Genomic DNA, 18,782 nt, shown 5'->3' with positions numbered 1-18,782 from the left:
CATCACTGGAATTACAAACACAGAGAAGATAACAATGATGAAAGTAACTAAGCCTAAACTTGCTAAAACTGGACTTTCTTCAAAGGTTTCTATCATTATATTTTATTTAAAACTTAAAAATATCTTTTGCTCTATTCCAAGCTGCTTCAAAATTAAGAAGGTTCAGTTTGTGGTCTATTTTTTCAGATGCCATAAAATTTATGACTTGTTCCGTTGGCATATTTCCTACCAAATCATCTTTTGCATAAGGACAACCGCCAATTCCTTTAATTGCAGAGTCAAATCTTCTGCAACCTTTATCGTAAGCCGCTTTCAGTTTTACGTAAGAATCTTCATATTTATTATGAAAATGCGCCCCGAAATGAATATCAGGAAACTGTGCAGGAATTTTTTCAAACAATTGCGAAATTCGCTCTACATTTCCTGTTCCTGTAGTGTCTGAAAGCAATATGTTTTTGATACCAATTTCTGCAAATCTTTTAGCCCAAAATTCTACATCTTGCCATTTCCAGATTTCGCCATAAGGATTTCCGAAAGCCATAGAAAAATAAAGGTTCAATTCTCTATTTTCGGATTGTACCAACTCCCAAATTTTAACAATTTCTTCATACGCTTCTTCTTGGTTTTTATTGGTATTTCTGTACTGAAAAGTTTCAGAAATAGAAAAAGGAAAGCCTAAAATATCAACGTTTTCATGCTTCAAGGCACGTTCTGCGCCAGAAATATTGGCAACGATGACAGAAATTTTGGTGTTATTTTTTTTCTGAATTTCAGGGATTACGTCTTTAGTATCTGCCATTTGAGGAATGGCTTTTGGCGACACGAAACTTCCACAATCAAGTACATCAAAGCCTACTTCCATCAATGCATTAATGTAATCAATCTTTTTTTGAGTGGGAATAAATTCTCCCCAACCTTGCATGGCGTCTCGTGGACATTCAGTTAAAAACATTTCTAATTTTTAGATTTTATTTCTTGCCTAAAAATACGATTTTTTTGCCCAAAAGAAAATGGAAAGTCAATTTTATGAAAACCCCTTGATTCTGTGTGCCAAACTGTGCCCCAGATTGAGCGGCATGTTTGAGCTCTTTTTTCTAAAAATTTTGAAAAGATGGCTAAGAGGATGAATTTTTAGAAAAAAAGCGAGTAGCGAAAGCTGGAATTTGGCGCCAAATATTTTTTAACAAACATCCATCATCTAACATCCATCATCCCGTCAAAAATCTGTAAATTTGTGAGAAATAAAAATTAAGAAATGCAGACAATAGAATTCAATCACGAATGGAAAATGCGTCTTCTGAACCGTTTTCTGACTTATGTAAAAATATATTCAACCAGTGATGCAGAAAGCGAAACCACGCCTTCTTCTCCACAGCAATGGGACATCGCGAAATACATCTTCCAAGAATTGCAAGATTTAGGACTTTCTGATGTTTCTATGGACGAAAATGGTTACATCATGGCGTATGTTCCTTCTAATATTTCTGAAAATGAACCAACGGTAGGTTTTATCGCACACTATGATACTTCGCCAGATTTTAACGGGAAAGATGTAAATCCACAAATTTGGGAAGATTACAACGGTGGAGATTTGGTGCTCAACAAAGAAACGGGCTTTACACTTTCTTCGGAAAAATTCCCAAGTCTGAAAAAATATGTAGGAAAAACTTTGATTACTACAGACGGAACTTCGCTTCTTGGAGCTGATGATAAAGCAGGAGTTGCAGAAATTGTAACCGCTGCAGAATATCTTTTGGCGCATCCAGATATTAAACACGGAAGAATTGCGATAGGTTTTACACCAGACGAAGAAATTGGAAGAGGAGCTCATAAGTTTAATGTGGCGAGATTTGGTGCAGAATACGCTTATACAATGGATGGAAGTGAAGTAGGAGAACTAGAATTCGAGAATTTTAATGCAGCAGGAGCAGTGGTGAAAATCAACGGACTTTCTGTACATCCAGGTTATGCTTTTGGTCAAATGAAAAATGCAGGACTTCTTGCAGTGGAATTTGCACAAATGTTACCTGCTAATGAAACACCAGCTACCACCAAAGGTTTTGAAGGTTTTTATCATTTAATGGAAATTAAAGGTGATGTTTCTGAAGCTAAATTGCAATACATTATTAGAGACCACGATGCTGAAAAATTTGAAAATCGTAAAAAATTCATCACCGAAAAAGTAGCAGAATTTAATGCAAAACATGGTGAAAATACTGCCGAAATAGAAATTAAAGAGCAGTACAGAAATATGAAACAGCAATTTGAAGGCAAAATGCACATTGTAGAAATTGCAGAACAAGCGATGAAAGACGCCAACATAGAACCGAAAATTAAAGCAATTAGAGGTGGAACTGATGGTGCACAATTGTCTTACATGGGATTGCCTTGTCCAAATATTTTTGCAGGTGGAGAAAACTTCCATGGGCCGTATGAATATGTGGCGCTAGAATCTATGGAAAAAGCTGTGAAAGTAATTGTGAATATCGCGAAAGCGAAGAAATAAATAAATACAATCCTTCAAGGATTCTAAATCCTTGAAGGATTAAAATTTAAAACTCTGTTAATCACCAATTAACACTGCCAGATTAATTTTACAAAAACTATTTATGGCAAAACAAAAACGCGAAGTAGAAGTAGTTGTTTTATCAGATATTCATTTGGGAACGTATGGTTGTCATGCTAAAGAATTGGTAGCATATCTCAAAAGTGTTTCTCCGAAAGTGTTAATTCTCAATGGTGATGTTATCGACGGTTGGGCTTTTTCTAAAAGGTATTTCCCAAATTCTCACATGGCAGTTTTGAGTGAGTTTTTCAAAATGATGAAAAAAGGAACTCAAGTGATTTACATCACCGGAAATCACGATGAATTTTTAAGGAAATACACCGATTTATCGATGGGAAATCTTTTTCTTACCGATAAATATTTATTAGAAATTGAAGGAAAAAAACATTGGATTTTTCACGGAGACGTTTTTGACCATACTACTTCAGGTTCTGCAAAATTCATTGCTAAATTGGGCGGAATGGGTTATGATTGGTTGATTTTGGTGAATAGAGCCATTAATTGGATTTTAGAAAAATTCGGGAAAGGAAAAGTTTCGCTTTCTAAAAAAGTAAAAAATTCGGTGAAAAAAGCGGTGAAATTCATTGGTGATTTTGAGAAAAAAGCCACTGAAATTGCCATCAACAATCATTATGATTATGTGATTTGTGGGCATATTCATCAACCGGCAGATAAAATTTGGACAACGGAAAAAGGAAGTGTTCATTACCTGAATTCAGGCGACTGGATTGAAAATCTCTCTTGGTTAGAATACAATCATGGAGAATGGAGTTTAAAATTCTTTAACGAAAAAGATTTTGAAAAACCTATTATTGAGAAAAATGATATTTCAGTCAATATGGAAGAGCTCATTCATCCTAAGGTTTTTGCAGAATTTGCAACTCAAAAAGTTTAAATTAATTCTCGCAGATTTAGCAAATCTAGCAGATGATTATTTGATAATCTGCTTAATCCGTAAAATCTGCGAGAGATTTTCCTTAGAAATTTATTTTTTCAAAAAAGCATCCCAACCTTGTGCGGTAATTTGAGCCAGTTCGTTGCTTCCTCGTAAAACCATAAAATTACCTTGTTCCAAATCTACAGCATGACCAATTACCGTAAAATCTGGATGGTTTCTTAGTTTTTCGTAATCATTTGGAGAAATGGTGAATAATAATTCATAGTCTTCACCACCGCTTAATGCACACATTGCAGGATTCAGGTTAAATTCATCTGCCGTAGTAATCGTAAGTGTGTCTAAAGGAATTTTTTCTTCATACAATCTGAAACCTACTTTACTTTGGTCTGAAAGATGCAGAATTTCCGAAGCCAAACCATCAGAAACATCAATCATAGAAGTCGGTTTTATGTCGAGTTCTTCTAAAGTTTTCTTGATGTCTGTTCTTGCTTCAGGTTTTAATTGACGTTCTAAAATGTAATCATAACCTTCCATTTCGGGTTGCATATTTGGATTGGTGAGATAAACAGCATGTTCTCTTTCCAAAATTTGTAAACCCATGTAAGCGCCACCTAAATCTCCGGTAACTACTAATAAATCATTGGTTTTAGCACCATTTCTGGTCACTAAATTTTCGGAATTTTCTAATCCAATGGCAGTAATCGTAATTACCAAACCAGACGTAGAACTGGTAGTATCTCCACCAACTAAATCTACATTGTATTTTTCACAAGCTCTGTAAATTCCATTGTAAATTTCATCAAGAGCTTCCACAGGAAATCTGTTAGAAACCGCCATAGAAACTAAAATCTGAGTAGGAACAGCGTTCATTGCAGCAATGTCGCTCAAGTTCACCACTACTGCTTTATATCCTAAATGTTTCAATGGAACATAGCCCAAATTAAAATGCACTCCTTCTGCTAAAACATCAGACGTAATCACTACTTTTTTCCCTTCAGGATTGATGATTGCAGCATCATCACCAATAGAACGTTCGGTGGAAGGATTTTTAATCGGAAAATTTTTGGTAAGGTGTTTAATCAATCCAAATTCTCCAAATTCTGAAATTGGCGTTAATTGTGGTTTTTTATCTTCTAACATAATTGTAAAGCATAAAATGAGTCAAAAATTTTGACTCTAAATTTTTAAAATTTAACGATTTAAATCCATTAAACTCGCATCTATATTTTCCGGACGGAAAGGCAATGCTTTAATGTCTTCTCTTGAAAGCAGTTTAGTATTTTCGGTCTTAAACTGATTCATCACCACCAAAATATCATCTGGTGGAGTAGTGGTTTTTCTGAGCATCATATCAATCCAAACTCCAGTTGCTTCGGCAGTTGCACAGTGAGTTCCGTCTGGTAAATAGAACTTGTGTGTGAACTGATAAATACTTGCATCTTCAGAACTTCCAGAAATCTCTAGCGAAACAATCACTTCTTGGTCAGCATAAACTTCTTTGAAAAAAGAATATCTTTCGTGCAAAATTACAGGACCAATTCCCCATCTGTTGAGTTGAGCAACGCCCATTTTATGTTTTGTCATAAAAGCCATTCTCGTTTGCGCGCAATATTGCACATAAGAAGAGTTTGCTAAATGTCTGTTGGCATCTATATCGCTCCAGCGAACTTCGTGTTTATGGTAGTAAATCATTTTTAAGTTTTTTAGGCTTCAAAAATACGCAATAATCATGGTTTTAAAAAATCGTATTTTTGCAGAAAATTATTATAACGACCTATGAATTCGGAGGCGTTAAAAAATTTGAAATAAAATTCGTTGAAAAATTCCTGCTGTTTGAGCAAAGCGAGTTTCAGGGATTTTAGAATTTTGTAGCAAATTTTAGCCGAGAATTCAAGTCTTGAACTTTTGGTTCTTTTGTTTCAAGACAAAAGAACATATAAAAAAATGAAAAAGAAAATTACCATTATTGGAGGTGGCGCTGCAGGATTTTTCTGTGCTGCAAACCTCGACGAAAATAAATTTCAAGTTACCATTCTCGAACAAAACCAAGATGTTTTGCAAAAAGTAAAAATTTCTGGAGGTGGAAGATGCAATGTGACTCACGCTTGCTTTGATCCTCGTGAATTGGTGAAATTTTACCCTAGAGGAAATAAAGAATTATTAAGCGTTTTTAGTAAATTTCAACCAGGTGATACAATGGATTGGTTCGCTCAACGAAATGTTTCGTTGAAAATAGAAGATGACAACAGAATTTTCCCGGAAAGTAATTCCTCTCAAACCATTATTGATTGTTTCCTGAAAGAAGTTCAAACTAAAAACTTTGAAATCAAAACACAATCAGTCGTTTTAGAAATTCAGAAATTAGAAGAAGGCTATAAAATCATCACCAAAGAAGGAGAAATCCTCACCGATTATTTGGTTTATACCACAGGAAGTTCGCCGAAATCTTTGAAAATGATTGAAAATTTAGGGCATAAAATTGTTTCGCCAGTTCCGTCATTGTTTACTTTTAATATCAAAAATGATGTGCTGAATGATTTAATGGGAACGAGTTTTCCTCATGCAGAAGTTTCTATTCCAAAATTAAAAATGGAAGAATTCGGGCCGCTTCTCATTACACATTGGGGACTTTCTGGGCCTGCAATTCTTAAACTTTCAGCTTGGAAAGCGAGAGAACTCGCCGATTTAAAATATAATTTCGAGATTAAAGTCAATTTCATAGGCGTAGACAAAGAACAAGCGGAAGAAGTTTTTAAAAATTACAGAGAAGAAAATCCCAAGAAAACTATTGGGAATGCGAAAATTTTTGAAATTACGAATCGTTTTTGGCACAGAATTCTGTGGTTGTCTAAAGTAGATTTGGAGAAAAATATTTCTCACATCACAAAGCAAGAACTCCAAAAAATTCTAGAAAATCTTTGCGAAAACACAATGCAAGTCAAAGGAAAATCTACCTTTAAAGACGAATTTGTAACTGCAGGTGGAGTGGATTTAAAAGAAATTAACTTCAAAATGATGGAATCTAAAATTTTAGAAAATTTTTACATTGCAGGAGAAGTTCTCAACATTGACGCGGTAACTGGTGGGTTTAATTTTCAAGCGTGCTGGAGCGAATCGTGGTTAATTGCGCAGGATTTGAATGCTAAATAAAAAGCATTTTTGTCATTCTGAATGAAATGAAATGGAGTGAAGAATGTATTTGATGAGGTTCTTCATTTCGCTACGCTCCATTCAGAATGACAACTGCCAAAAATTCTAAAAACTCATTCCTTCGATTTTCAGTTCTACTTTTGCATAAGTATCAACTACCGTTGTAATATGTTCATCAGAAATTAAGAATTCCGTAGGTTTAAAATCCATTACTTTTCCCGAAAGTTTAAATCCTTTTTGGTATTCTTTATTGAAACTTTCTTCAATAGATTTTTTTGATGCGTTTTCGAGGTCTAAAAACGGAATTCCGTAGTCCTGTTCAATCATTTTCACGATTTTTCCTTCAAAAAGTGAAGTAATCGCTTTGTGAAAAATATTTTTGGTTTTCAGTTTAAAATCAGATTTGGTGAATCCTATTTTATGTTTTTGGGCGTCATAAATGAGTTTTCCTTTGATATAAGAAATGCCATTTACTTTTCCAGAAGTTTGAATTTCGATGACTACATTTTCGTTTTCTGCATAGACTTTTATGTCTTCTACTTTAATTTTTGATTTCCCTTCGTTAAAAGAAAATTCTTTGCCTTGAAATTGTTTTTGGGCAATCGCTGTAGCTTCAGAAAAAGGAATATTCGTGGTGGTTTTGAGTAAAAATTCTTTGCCTAAATTTTGCGCTGGGGTAAAATAAGGAACCGCATTCACCAAAGGATTTTTCGAAGGTTTGGTTCCCACAAAAGTTTCCGAGAACAAATCAATGGAAACCGTGGTTTTCATCTTGTCAAGGTAAATTTCTAAAGGCGACATTTTCACGGTTTGCGGCGTAATTTTTAGCCAAGTGTTGTATTCATCAGAAATCTTCATTGGTTCAGAAAAATTATTCCAAACTTTGAGAATATACGGTTGAAGATTCATTTTTTGTTGGATTTGCGCATCAATCACAGTGGTAAAATCCTTTTGTTGTTTCACCAGAATTTTTTCAATGACATTGGCTAAAGGAAATTTTATTTTACCAAAGTCTAAGACTGGTTTTTCTTTCCACACAAATCCAGCGGTAGAAGTAGTGGTTTTCACTTGCCAATTTTGTAGAAATTCTACGGATGAAATAAAATTCATCACCACTCTAAATTGGGTTTCTTGGTAAGAATATAAACCCAAAGTTCCAATGCCTTTTTCTGCCCAAATTTTAAGCGGAACAGAGAATAGTAATCGGTTGTTGGTTAATGCTTTCATCATGATTTCGCCATCTTTTTCTACTTTGGTTTTCAGTTGGTCATTGTTATTATTTTCATAAGATTGGTCTTCGTAAAGTGTTCCTGTAATGGATTGATTCGTTAATCTTTGGATTTCTGAAATCGGCAAAGAAATCGGCACGGAAATGCTAGAAGGAATCTTAGGAAATTGATAAGTTCCAGTTTGTGAAAATCCAAAAATGGATAAAAATATGAATAGAAGTGATAGTCTCATTTTAAAATCTTATGGAAAGTAAAAATACAAAAAGAACCCATTGCATAGCACAAAATATCAATCCAAGAAAAAGAATTTCCGAGAATAATCATGGTAATTTTATTGTCTTGAAAGCCTAATAATTCTGCAAAATGAAAATATTGAGCAAATTCTATGACACAAGCAAATAAGAAAACCCCAATGTTGAGAAGCATTTTGTTTTTAATATCAAGGAAAGTTAGCATAAAAGTATAAATAAGAATTACCACTAAAACATCGCCAAAATAAGCCCTTAACCAAATAATATCTTTGAAAATAGTAGCGATGGAAGCCTCTGCTAGAAATAGAAATATAGTTGTTAAGAAATAGTTGTAATTAAAAATCATATTATTGTATCTTTAATAAAAACTTTATATGAATAAGTTTATTATAATTTTCACTCTTATTTTAAATAGTTTTGTTTTTGGGCAAGTAAAAGATACTATTATTGATGGAAAAAAAGTAGAAATTTATTATAACATAGACAGAGATGCTGAATTTCCAGAAGGTTTTGAAGTTTTTAAAAAATTAATAATGGAAAACTTTGATACCTCAAAAGTAAAATATAAAAAGAAAGGTAGAATTTTTACAGTAATTGTTTTCGTAGTTCAAAAAGATGGTTCTTTAGGTGATTTTTCCGTTTCTGGTGAGAATAAACAATTCAATAAAGAAGCTTTAAACGCAATAAAAAAAGTTGATGTTAAATGGTCACCAGCTTTAATTAATAATCTTCCAGCAAGGCAAAGATTTAAAGTTCCTCTTTATTTGACGTTTGACTAATCAATACATTAAAACTTTATTTTCCAATCATCTTTTTAATCGCATTCAACTTCATTAATGCTTCAATCGGCGTTAAAGTATTGATGTCAATTTTCGTGAGTTCTTCTCTGATGTTTTCCAAAACAGGATCATCGAGTTGGAAGAAAGACAACTGAAGGTTTTCTTCGGTTACCCGTTTTATTTTTTCGGTAGAACCACTGTTAGAGCGAGAATCTTCCAAAGTTTTTAAAATTTCTGAAGCTCTATTTACTACCGTTGAAGGCATTCCTGCCAATTTTGCTACGTGAATCCCGAAACTGTGTTCACTTCCACCAGAAACCAATTTTCGGAGAAAAATAATATTGCCTTTATTCTCCTGAATGGTCACGTGGAAATTTTTGATTCTCTCAAAATTTACACTCATTTCGTTGAGTTCGTGGTAATGTGTGGCGAAAAGTGTTTTCGGTTGAGTAGAATGCTGGTGAAGATATTCTGCAATCGCCCAAGCAATGGAAACGCCATCATACGTAGAAGTTCCACGTCCGATTTCATCGAGCAAAATCAAACTTCTTTCAGAAATATTGTTCAAAATATTCGCTGCTTCATTCATTTCTACCATAAAAGTAGATTCTCCCGCAGAAATATTATCAGTTGCGCCAACTCTGGTGAAAATTTTATCTAAAATCCCGATTTCGGCGTATTTTGCAGGAACAAAACTTCCGATTTGTGCCAATAAACAAATAATTGCCGTTTGTCTCAAAATTGCAGATTTACCCGCCATATTTGGTCCGGTAACCATAATAATTTGTTGAGCGTCTTTATCTAGAAAAACATCATTCGGAATGTATTTTTCGCCTAAAGGAAGCGATTTTTCTATAATTGGATGCCTTCCTTCTTTGATGTCAATCGCAAAAGTTTCGTTGAGAATAGGTTTTGTATAATTTTCGGAAATCGCTAATTCAGAAAGCGAAACCGCACAATCTAATTCAGCAATTAATCTAGAATTTTCCTGAATTTGGTCAATATACATCATCACATTTTCACAAACCTGACGATACAATTGGTGCTCAATCTGCGAAATTTTTTCTTCTGCACCGAGAATTTGCGTTTCGTATTCCTTTAATTCTTCGGTGATGTAGCGCTCTGCATTTACCAACGTTTGTTTACGAATCCAATCTTCTGGAACTTTGTCTTTATGCGTATTTCTAACCTCGATGTAGTAACCAAAAACATTATTAAAATCAATTTTCAAGGAAGAAATTCCCGTTCTTTCAATTTCTCTTTGGCACATTTCGTCTAAGAAACCTTTGCCTTTGCTTTGAAGATTTCTCAATCTATCGAGTTCTTCCGAAACTTCGGATTTGATAACATTTCCTTTGTTGAGGTTTACCGGAAGTTCTTCATTCAAATGATTTTGAAGATAAGAAATGAGTTCTTCCAAATTGTTCAGAGGTTCTAGCCAAGCTAAAACATCGTGATGAGAACTCAATAATTCTCTAATTTTCTGAATATTGATTAAACTCTGACGAAGATAACCGAGTTCTTTCGGTGAAATTTTTTCGGCAGCCAATTTTCCAACCAATCGGTCTAAATCTGAAATTCCTTTTAATAAATCCAGAATTTCAAATTTCAAAGAATCTTCTTTGTTGAAAAACTCAATCAGAGAAAGTCTTCGGTTGATTTCGTTTACTGATTTTAAAGGTAAAATTAATCTTCGGCGAAGCAATCTTCCTCCCATTGCTGTGGAAGTTTTATCGATAATATCGAGCAAAGATTTCCCTTGAAAATTACTAGAATGTACAATTTCTAAATTCCTTAAAGTGAAATTATCCATCATCAAATAATCATCTTGCGGAATGCTCTGAATTTTAGTAATATGCTGTAAAAGAGCGTGATGTGTATCTTCAACTAAATAAGCGAAAATTGCTCCAGCTGCTGTAATCCCCAATTTTTGTTCTTCAATCCCGAAACCTTTTAGAGATTTTGTTTTGAAATGGGAATTCAGTTTTTCGTAAGCAAAATTATATTGATAAGCCCAATCTTCTAGCTTAAAACAGTTTTTATTTTTAAGTTGAGAAGGAATTTCGGCGGTTCTTTGGTAAATAATTTCCGCAGGATCAAAGGTGTGAACAATGTGAAGTAATTTCTCTAAATTTCCTTCTGCCACAAGAAATTCTCCCGTAGAAACATCTACCAAAGCAATCCCGTATTTCTCTTTTTCCTTGTGAAGAGAAAGCAAGAAATTATTTTTCTTGGAATTCAAAACCTGCTCGTTAAAGGTAACACCGGGAGTTACCAATTCAGTAACACCACGTTTCACGATTCCTTTCACCATTTTTGGGTCTTCCAATTGGTCGCAAATCGCAACACGCATTCCAGCTCTTACCAATTTTGGCAAGTAAGAATCTACAGAATGATGCGGAAAACCCGCTAACTCAATATGACCTTCTCCATTGGCTCTTTTGGTAAGAACAATCCCTAAAATTTGAGAAGTTTTAATGGCATCTTGCCCGAAAGTTTCGTAGAAATCTCCCACTCTGAAAAGCAACAGCGCATCTGGATATTTCGCCTTGATGGTATTGTACTGAGTCATTAACGGAGTTTCTTTTTTAGCCATTCTTGAGGGTATGAATTTTGAGGTTTAAGATTCGAAATTTGAGGTTGTAAATTAAAACCTTAATTTTGCCCAAAAATACGAAAATGCAACCTACCAAAAAACTGAAATTAGAAGAATTAGGAAGAATAGATGTAGAAACCTTCAAAAAGACGGAGAAAATTGCGTTGGTGGTGATTTTAGATAATGTAAGAAGTATGCATAATGTAGGTGCAGCTTTCCGAACTGCAGATGCTTTTTTGGTGGAGAAAATTATTCTTTGTGGCATTACTCCGAAACCGCCTCACAGAGAAATTCACAAAGCAGCATTAGGCGCAACTGAAAGTGTAGATTGGCAATTTTATGAGAATGTAAAAGAAGCTGTAATAGATTTAAAAACTCTGGGTTACGAAGTTTTAGGAATAGAACAGACCACTAACTCTGTTATGATTACAGATTTTAACATTGATAGAACTAAAAAATATGCTTTGGTTTTAGGTAATGAAGTAGAAGGAATTTCTGATGAAATTTTATCCGATTTAGATGAATGTCTAGAAATTCCACAGTTGGGAACCAAACATTCTCTTAATGTTTCGGTTTGCGGTGGAATCGTGATGTGGGAATTTTTCAAAGGATTGAAATAAAATGGATTGATGAATTTTTAAGGTAAGTCTTTAAATTATTTAAAAATTCAAAATTATTTTTTATAAAAAGTGTTGATTTAATAAAATAATCTCTATTTTTATAATATTAAATCACTCTGTTATGAAAAAACTTTACGCTCTTTTCTTTCTGATATTTTCAGTGTTCGTCTTTTCTCAAAGTTGTGGCATCAATAGTTATGGTTTTGTGAAATGGACTTCCAATAAAACGTACACCGCTTCTATTATCGTTAAAAATGATTACAAAACCACGGTGAGAGTAAAATATGACGATATTATGGTGCAATATGAAGCTGATTATGACGTGCAACATTTAGATGATGTAATTCTGAAAATTGAAGGAACAGGAACGCCAGTTTTTTTGAAAGGGAAAAGCAGTTATAATCCTGACACTTTTATTTTTAGAATTTCTCAAGAGGGAAATATCATTTCAGGAACTACTTATGATAGCTCTCAAGTGAGAAATAAATTAGAAATTTTGGATTCTGATAATTTGGATAATAATCTGGCACTTCTAGAACAGTTTTATACTGAAAAAGATGCTGATTATCCTGAAATAGTGAAATCGTTATTGTATTTTGATTACACCAACAAAAAGAAGAAAAAATAAGTTCAACTTATCTGCATAAGAAATCCCGAAAATTTTCGGGATTTTATTTTTTATTATTTTAAAAGTTGGTCAAAAGTATTTCCTTGGGTAATATCTCCAGAATTATAGCCTTTCATGAACCATTCCACACGTTGTTTAGAGCTACCATGAGTAAAAGCTTCTTGGTTTACATAACCTGCGGTTCTTTTTTGAATATTATCATCGCCTACTGCTGCTGCTGCTTCCATAGCGCTCTGAATATCTTGAGGATCAAGAAATTTTTCTCTGTTGTCGGTTTGTTTTGCCCATAAACCTGCGTAGAAATCTGCTTGTAATTCTGTAGCTACCGAAGCTCTATTCATTTCACCCACGGAATATTGTCCGCTTCTGCGCATTTTATCTACTTGTTGAGTAGTTCCTAAAATCGTCTGGATGTGATGCCCAATTTCGTGAGCTAAAACATAAGCCACCGTAAATTCTGTAACTCGAGCGCCAAATTTCTGTTGCATTTCCCCAAAGAAACTCATATCCATATAAACCGTTTCATCTGCAGGGCAATAAAATGGGCCCATCGCAGCTTGTGCAGTTCCGCAACCAGATTGCGTTATATTTTCGAAGAGTACAATTTTCGGTTCTCTGTATTGCATTCCGTTTTCTGAGAAAATTTTAGTCCAAGTTTGGTTATTTTCTGCAGAAAGCATTCTTACAAATTCTTTTACCTGAACTTCTTCGGCAGTGAGTTCTCTTTGTTCTGCTTGAGGAGCGTTTCCAACACCGTTACTTAAAATAGCAGAAGGATCACCTCCCAAGAAAAATATAATTGCAGCAATAATTAAGGTTCCTAGTCCACCTCCAACTAGCATTCCGCCACCACCAGAACCTCTTCTATCATCTACGTTATCTGCTCTATCGTTTGTCCATTTCATAATTTTAAAATTTTAGATTTAATGATGGATAAATGTAATAAAAAATTATTTGTCGAGCATTTTATTTTTTAGCCAAAAGCTTGTACTTTGATAATTTGAAATGGTTTGATCTACCAAATCTTTTCTAGGATTGTCTTGTAAAAGATTTTCGGTGTAATAGATGTTAAACTCAGTTGTGGTATTGGTATTAGGTTTTTGAACTAATTGATATTGCTTAATATTTTTAGTAGGAGAAATCACGGTAAGGTAATTGTCTTTTATAAATCCTAAATCCTGATACGTTGCAATATACGCTCTAGGAACGAAATTTTTAGAGAAAACATCTTGACCTAAAAATTTAGATTGATATTTGAAGTTCAATAATCCCAAAACGGTAGGCATTACATCTATCTGAGAAGTAACTTGTGAGAATTTCTGTGGCGCCACAAATTCCGGAGCATAAATCATTGCAGGAATTCTATATTTATCCATCGGAAGTTCTGTTTTACCAGCACTAGATGAACAATGGTCTGCTACAATCACGAAAACGGTATTTTTGAACCAAGGCTGTTTTTGAGCCATTTCAAAAAACTTCATGATAGAATAGTCTGTGTATTTTACGCCACCTTTTCTAGATTTAGAATCTGCAGGAATGTCTATTTTCCCTTCTGGATAAGTAAAAGGTCTGTGGTTAGAAACCGTCATCCAATGATGGAAGAAAGGTTTACCAGCTTTATAATCTTTGTTCATTTCGCTGATGGCTTTTTTGGCCATATCTTCGTCACAAACTCCCCAAACATTTGCAAAAGTGATTTCTTCTGGTGTGAAATTATCTCTGTCTACAATTTCGTAACCGTTTCCAGCGTAGAAATCTTTCATATTGTCAAAATAGCTGTAACCACCGTATAAATATTTTACGCTGTAACCTTTTGACTTAAATACGCTTCCTGTGGTAAATTTATTTTTGTTTTCTTTTTCTCTTTTAATTACGCTTTCTCCTGCAGTTGGAGGAATACAAAGCGTTAATGCTTCTAAACCTCTTACCGTTCTGTTTCCTGTTGCGTATAAATTGGTGAAAAATAAACTTTTTTGTGCCAATTGGTCTAAGAAAGGAGTTACACTTTCTTCATAACCATAAGCTTTCATGTAAGCTGCAGATAAACTTTCTATAGAAATGAGAACCACATTTTTTTGTAATTCTGGTTTCTCAGAAGTGATAGGTCTGTTTAAAGTGGTGGTTCCTAAAGGAAGCAGAGTGTTTTTTTCTGCGGTTTTTTGGTCAACAGTAGGATAGAAGGTGAAAAAATCTAATGTGTTATTGCTAAACGCTTCGTAGAATTTTACCATTCCGTTCGCAGCGATTTCCTGTTGGAAAATGTTTCCTTTTTTAAGGTTAATTTTCTCTGCAAAACTTAAACTGATTCCCAATAAAACAGCAAAAACACCTAATAAAGTAAGTTTTTGAACCAAATTAGGTAATTGTAAAAGACTGTCTTTGGTTTTTTTGTAAATCCACCAAGTTGCCAATCCTGTTACTACGAAAATAGAAGTAAACAGAGGAATGATAGGATAACTTTCCATGATGTTTCCTATAACTTCGGTGGTGTAAATAAGATAATCTACCGCGATAAAATTATAACGAACCCCAAATTCATTGTAGAAAAAATATTCTGAAACGGCATTGAAAATAATCAATAACACGTACAAAAATAGTGTGGTAAAGTATAAACTGTTTCTGATTTTGAGCCTTTGTTTTGGTAAAAACAGCATCAATGCAAAAAATAAAATTTTAAGTCCCAAAAATGCTAAAACAATTTTTACTACGCCACCTCCATATTGTTTGAAAATATTATTTGGAGTTGCTAAAATGTATATAAAAGCAAGAACCAGAACTCCTAGGATGATTTGTCCGTAAGGTTTTTGATATTTACCGTTTGACAGGAATAAAAAATAAAGCGCTAAAAAGCTACTGGCAATTGTAAATACCAAAATGTCATTCACTAATCCTATTGAAGTAACCTTCAATATTTCTGCAAAAGAAAAATCTGCAGTGGTAATAGGGTGGAATACAAATACTAACCTTAATAAAAAGGAAACGATAAGGTAAAAAATCCCTAAATAGAGAAAAGGTTTTACTTTTTGAAGATACATTTTAATACAATTTTGAGATTTGGGTGTAGAATTTGATTATTTATTCAAATTTCTTCTGAATTCAATCATTCTAAGAGCAGTAACCGCAGCTTCTACGCCTTTGTTTCCTAGGTTTCCACCACTTCTTGCTAAAGATTGTTCCTTTTTATCATCTGTCAAAACACAGAAAATAGCCGGAACATCTGTCATTACATTACAATCTTTAATTCCTTGAGCTACAGCGCTGCAAACGTAATCAAAATGTGGAGTTTCTCCTCTGATTACATTTCCGATGGCAATTACTGCATCATGGTTTTCTGCGGCACACAATTGCATGCAAGCGTAGCTTAACTCAAATGCGCCAGGAACAGAGAAAATTTCTATATTTTCTTTTTTTACGCCTTCTTTTTCTAGAATTTGTATCGCTGCATCGCGAAGGTTATATGTTACAAAATCATTCCAATCTGAAACAACAATGCCGATTCTAAAAGAATCAGCATTTGAGATTTGTAATGGTTTGTAATCCGAAAGATTTACAGTTGCCATTTTATATTTTTAAAAGTTTTTTACCATTTCTATATAAGCATCAGAAGTACCGCCGTCATAATCTGCATATTTTTCTTCGATGGTTTCGAAGTATTTTTTAGCTTCAGCGTTTTTCTTCATTGCAAGTGCTAGTAAACCAGCTTTTCTTGTAAAGTAATAAGAAGTGTAAGCATCATCAGAAGCAGAAGCGGCTTTGTCTAAAAGAGAAAGTGCATCTTCATTTTTGTTAAGATTTGCTTGAGCATCTCCCATTGCTCCATATTTTAGAGCCATTAAGATTTTATTGTCAGAAGAAAACTTGTCTAATAAATCGTAAGCTTCTTGGTATTTACCTTCTTTGAATTTTAATAAACCTGCATTGTAAGCAGAAAGTTTACCAGCATCAGTACCAGGAAACTGCTCATAAGTACCTTTGAATCCTGGATTTGCAGCAGATTTTCCACCTAGTGCGATATCATCTTTCCCTTCTGAAAGGTTTTTTTGAGCAGCCAGATAGCTCAGTGTAGCTTCTTCGTTTTTAGGATTTGCAATGAATTGTTGGTAAGCAAAGTATCCTAAAACCGCTAATACTACAGCACCGAAAATAATCCCGATTTGTTTAGCGTATTTTTCAATGAACATCTCTGTTTTGAGCGCGGTTTGGTCTAAATCTTGAAAAATTTCTACCGTTTCTTTTCCTTCGTTCTCTAGCTCTTTTTTGCTTTTATGCTTGTCTGTCATAATTTTGAAATTGAAATGCAAAAATAATAGTTTCTATTGTGATATACAATATTTATTTTCAGTGGTTTTCAGTTAGGGTTTTTATGAGAAATATTTGTCTTATTGAGGATACATGTTTTGTAGGTTTTCAATCTGATGAGGTTGCCCAAGAATGAAAATACAACTATTCGGTTCTATGAGTTTACTTTCGTCAGGATTGATGATGTATTCTCCATGAACGTCTTTGTAGCCTACAATTTTACAACCTGTTTTTGGGAAAATTTTTAGTTCCTCTAATTTTTTGCCGATAAATTCTTTGGAAAGTTTATCCGTATAAATTTCTAAAACGTTAATTTTTTTGGTGCCTTCCAACACAATATTGTCAATAAATTCTACCAAATCTGGCGTAATAAGAAGAGAAGCCATGTGTTCGCCACCAATTTTATCAGGCATAATTACATTTTCGGCACCTGCTGTTTTCAGTTTTTTGATGGTACTGCTGTTAGAAGCTCTGCTGATGACTTTAATTTTTGGATTCAATTCTTTGGAACTGATTACAATAAAAAGATTATCTGCATCAGATGGTAAACAAGCGATGATTCCATTGGCTTTTTCTACTCCAGCTTTAATCAAGATTTCATCTTCTACCGCATTTCCGTGGATAAAAATAGTATTGCGGAACTCATCATCTCTATTTTCTAGCGGTTTTTTGTCAATAATAACAAAAGGTTTTTTGTGGAGAATAAGTTTTCTGGCGGCTTGTCTGCCATTTCTCCCGAAACCACAAATGATGATGTGATTTTCTAAATTTTTCATATTGCGTTTGATGAGATTTTGTTTGTATTCTTTGGCGAAATTTCCGTTAAAAAATTCTAATGCAAGTGCTGTTAAACCATAAAGCACAGCTCCCACACCGAAAAGCATTAAAAAAATAGTAATGATTTTTCCTAAATCTGAGAAATTATCAGGCACTCCAAAACCTACGGTTGTGAGCGTCATAATGCTGTACCAAATGGCGTCTAGTAATCTCATTTTCTCAGAATACATAAGTGCTAATGCTCCCAATAAGACAAAAATGAGAATGGAGACTACTAAAATTAATATTCTTTTATATAATGCCGAAAACCTATTCATTGTCAATGAATTCTTGTATAAATTTACAAAAATTACAGTTATGATTGACGATTTGAGAAAAATATATTACAATGCTTTTCATCATCAAAAATATGAGCTGAAAATTGCAAAATGGAGAAAAAAATAATTAAAATTAGTAGTTCAAAATACTGTACACTTCAGCGTCAAACTGTTTCAGTTTATCTTCGCCGTGTAAATCTTTAAGACCAATTAAAAAACTGAATTGCGTCACTTTTGCGCCTTGTTTTTCAACCAATTTAGCAGCAGCTTCAGTTGTTCCGCCAGTTGCTAATAAATCGTCGTGAATCAAAACTCTTTGATTTGGTTGAATTTGGTTCGTGCGCATTTCTATTTCGGCAGTTCCGTATTCTAAATCATATTTTTCTGAAATAAATGGAGGAGGAAGTTTCCCTTTTTTTCTAATTAAAATAAATGGAACTTCTAGGGCAACAGCAATTGCAATTCCGAAGAGATAGCCTCTGCTTTCTATTCCGCATACTACATCTACTTTTCCTCTGCTGAATTCTACTAAATCTGCAATTACGTCTTCGTATAATTTAGGATTTAAGAAAATGGGCGTAATGTCTTTGAATTGTATTCCTTCGATTGGGAAATCTGGAATATTCTGAATTGTGCTTTCTAATCTAGCGATTAAATCTTGCGTTGCCATTT

The 18,782-nt window shown here is 33.9% G+C and carries 19 protein-coding genes; 7 read left to right on the top strand and 12 right to left on the bottom strand.

All coding sequences use genetic code 11. The features are described 5' to 3' along the window. Positions 1-106 precede the first annotated feature (106 nt). Positions 107-952, bottom strand: coding sequence for a hydroxymethylglutaryl-CoA lyase (locus tag KKQ79_RS10655; protein ID WP_213190122.1), 846 nt, complete (start codon positions 950-952; stop codon positions 107-109). 303 nt (positions 953-1,255) lie between these two features. On the opposite strand from KKQ79_RS10655, the gene pepT reads away from it, so the two are divergent. Further along, complete coding sequence (gene pepT, locus KKQ79_RS10650; RefSeq protein ID WP_213190121.1) at positions 1,256-2,506, top strand: peptidase T; 1,251 nt, start codon at positions 1,256-1,258, stop codon at positions 2,504-2,506. Between the two features lie 103 nt (positions 2,507-2,609). Continuing rightward, a complete protein-coding gene (locus tag KKQ79_RS10645; RefSeq protein WP_213190120.1) occupies positions 2,610-3,461 on the top strand; it encodes a UDP-2,3-diacylglucosamine diphosphatase in 852 nt (283 codons plus the stop codon). A 90-nt stretch (positions 3,462-3,551) separates the two neighbouring features. Here the strand turns inward: KKQ79_RS10645 and thiL are convergent, their stop codons facing one another. Continuing rightward, positions 3,552-4,604, bottom strand: coding sequence for a thiamine-phosphate kinase (gene thiL, locus KKQ79_RS10640; protein ID WP_213190119.1), 1,053 nt, complete (start codon positions 4,602-4,604; stop codon positions 3,552-3,554). 51 nt (positions 4,605-4,655) lie between these two features. Next, positions 4,656-5,156 (bottom strand): acyl-CoA thioesterase, encoded by a 501-nt coding sequence (locus tag KKQ79_RS10635; RefSeq protein WP_104793124.1) that lies wholly within the window; start codon positions 5,154-5,156, stop codon positions 4,656-4,658. 252 nt (positions 5,157-5,408) lie between these two features. Between KKQ79_RS10635 and KKQ79_RS10630 the strand changes: the two genes are divergently transcribed. After that, positions 5,409-6,614 carry a BaiN/RdsA family NAD(P)/FAD-dependent oxidoreductase gene (locus KKQ79_RS10630; protein WP_213190118.1) on the top strand — a complete coding sequence of 402 codons (1,206 nt, stop codon included), beginning with the start codon at positions 5,409-5,411 and terminating at the stop codon, positions 6,612-6,614. Between the two features lie 105 nt (positions 6,615-6,719). Here the strand turns inward: KKQ79_RS10630 and KKQ79_RS10625 are convergent, their stop codons facing one another. Both KKQ79_RS10625 and KKQ79_RS10620 read right to left on the bottom strand, forming a co-directional pair. Further along, positions 6,720-8,075 (bottom strand): DUF4403 family protein, encoded by a 1,356-nt coding sequence (locus KKQ79_RS10625; protein ID WP_213190117.1) that lies wholly within the window; start codon positions 8,073-8,075, stop codon positions 6,720-6,722. After that, a complete protein-coding gene (locus tag KKQ79_RS10620) occupies positions 8,072-8,440 on the bottom strand; it encodes a ribosomal maturation YjgA family protein (protein WP_213190116.1) in 369 nt (122 codons plus the stop codon). The genes KKQ79_RS10625 and KKQ79_RS10620 overlap by 4 nt, the downstream gene beginning before the upstream one ends. Before the next feature lie 28 nt (positions 8,441-8,468). On the opposite strand from KKQ79_RS10620, the gene KKQ79_RS10615 reads away from it, so the two are divergent. After that, a complete protein-coding gene (locus KKQ79_RS10615) occupies positions 8,469-8,873 on the top strand; it encodes an energy transducer TonB (RefSeq protein ID WP_213190115.1) in 405 nt (134 codons plus the stop codon). A gap of 16 nt (positions 8,874-8,889) precedes the next feature. Here KKQ79_RS10615 and mutS read toward each other — a convergent pair whose 3' ends face one another. Continuing rightward, positions 8,890-11,469: a DNA mismatch repair protein MutS gene (mutS, locus tag KKQ79_RS10610; RefSeq protein ID WP_213190114.1), complete on the bottom strand. Its 2,580-nt coding sequence runs from the start codon at positions 11,467-11,469 to the stop codon at positions 8,890-8,892. A gap of 83 nt (positions 11,470-11,552) precedes the next feature. Here mutS and KKQ79_RS10605 point away from each other — a divergent pair, with 83 nt between their 5' ends. Next, positions 11,553-12,089, top strand: a complete 537-nt coding sequence (locus KKQ79_RS10605; RefSeq protein ID WP_213190113.1) for an RNA methyltransferase — start codon at positions 11,553-11,555, stop codon at positions 12,087-12,089. Positions 12,090-12,210: 121 nt separating this feature from the next. Beyond that, positions 12,211-12,717 carry a hypothetical protein gene (locus tag KKQ79_RS10600; RefSeq protein ID WP_213190112.1) on the top strand — a complete coding sequence of 169 codons (507 nt, stop codon included), beginning with the start codon at positions 12,211-12,213 and terminating at the stop codon, positions 12,715-12,717. Positions 12,718-12,770: 53 nt separating this feature from the next. Here the strand turns inward: KKQ79_RS10600 and ypfJ are convergent, their stop codons facing one another. From ypfJ to KKQ79_RS10575, 5 genes are all read right to left on the bottom strand, one after another. Beyond that, positions 12,771-13,622 carry a KPN_02809 family neutral zinc metallopeptidase gene (gene ypfJ, locus KKQ79_RS10595; RefSeq protein WP_213190111.1) on the bottom strand — a complete coding sequence of 284 codons (852 nt, stop codon included), beginning with the start codon at positions 13,620-13,622 and terminating at the stop codon, positions 12,771-12,773. Between the two features lie 45 nt (positions 13,623-13,667). Next, positions 13,668-15,752: an LTA synthase family protein gene (locus tag KKQ79_RS10590; protein ID WP_213190110.1), complete on the bottom strand. Its 2,085-nt coding sequence runs from the start codon at positions 15,750-15,752 to the stop codon at positions 13,668-13,670. Between the two features lie 36 nt (positions 15,753-15,788). Continuing rightward, positions 15,789-16,277, bottom strand: a complete 489-nt coding sequence (gene ribH / locus KKQ79_RS10585; RefSeq protein WP_213190109.1) for a 6,7-dimethyl-8-ribityllumazine synthase — start codon at positions 16,275-16,277, stop codon at positions 15,789-15,791. A 9-nt stretch (positions 16,278-16,286) separates the two neighbouring features. Further along, positions 16,287-16,997 carry a YfgM family protein gene (locus tag KKQ79_RS10580; protein WP_069799990.1) on the bottom strand — a complete coding sequence of 237 codons (711 nt, stop codon included), beginning with the start codon at positions 16,995-16,997 and terminating at the stop codon, positions 16,287-16,289. A 99-nt stretch (positions 16,998-17,096) separates the two neighbouring features. Next, a complete protein-coding gene (locus tag KKQ79_RS10575; protein ID WP_250131232.1) occupies positions 17,097-18,008 on the bottom strand; it encodes a potassium channel family protein in 912 nt (303 codons plus the stop codon). Between the two features lie 49 nt (positions 18,009-18,057). Between KKQ79_RS10575 and KKQ79_RS10570 the strand changes: the two genes are divergently transcribed. Further along, on the top strand, positions 18,058-18,237 hold the full coding sequence (locus KKQ79_RS10570; protein WP_213190107.1) for a hypothetical protein: 180 nt from the start codon (positions 18,058-18,060) through the stop codon (positions 18,235-18,237). 6 nt (positions 18,238-18,243) lie between these two features. Here the strand turns inward: KKQ79_RS10570 and KKQ79_RS10565 are convergent, their stop codons facing one another. Beyond that, positions 18,244-18,780 carry an adenine phosphoribosyltransferase gene (locus KKQ79_RS10565; RefSeq protein WP_104793136.1) on the bottom strand — a complete coding sequence of 179 codons (537 nt, stop codon included), beginning with the start codon at positions 18,778-18,780 and terminating at the stop codon, positions 18,244-18,246. Positions 18,781-18,782 lie beyond the last annotated feature (2 nt).

The organism is Cloacibacterium caeni (assembly GCF_907163125.1).
Lineage (GTDB): Bacteria > Bacteroidota > Bacteroidia > Flavobacteriales > Weeksellaceae > Cloacibacterium > Cloacibacterium caeni_B.
This window is presented reverse-complemented; position numbering and strand designations above follow the sequence as displayed.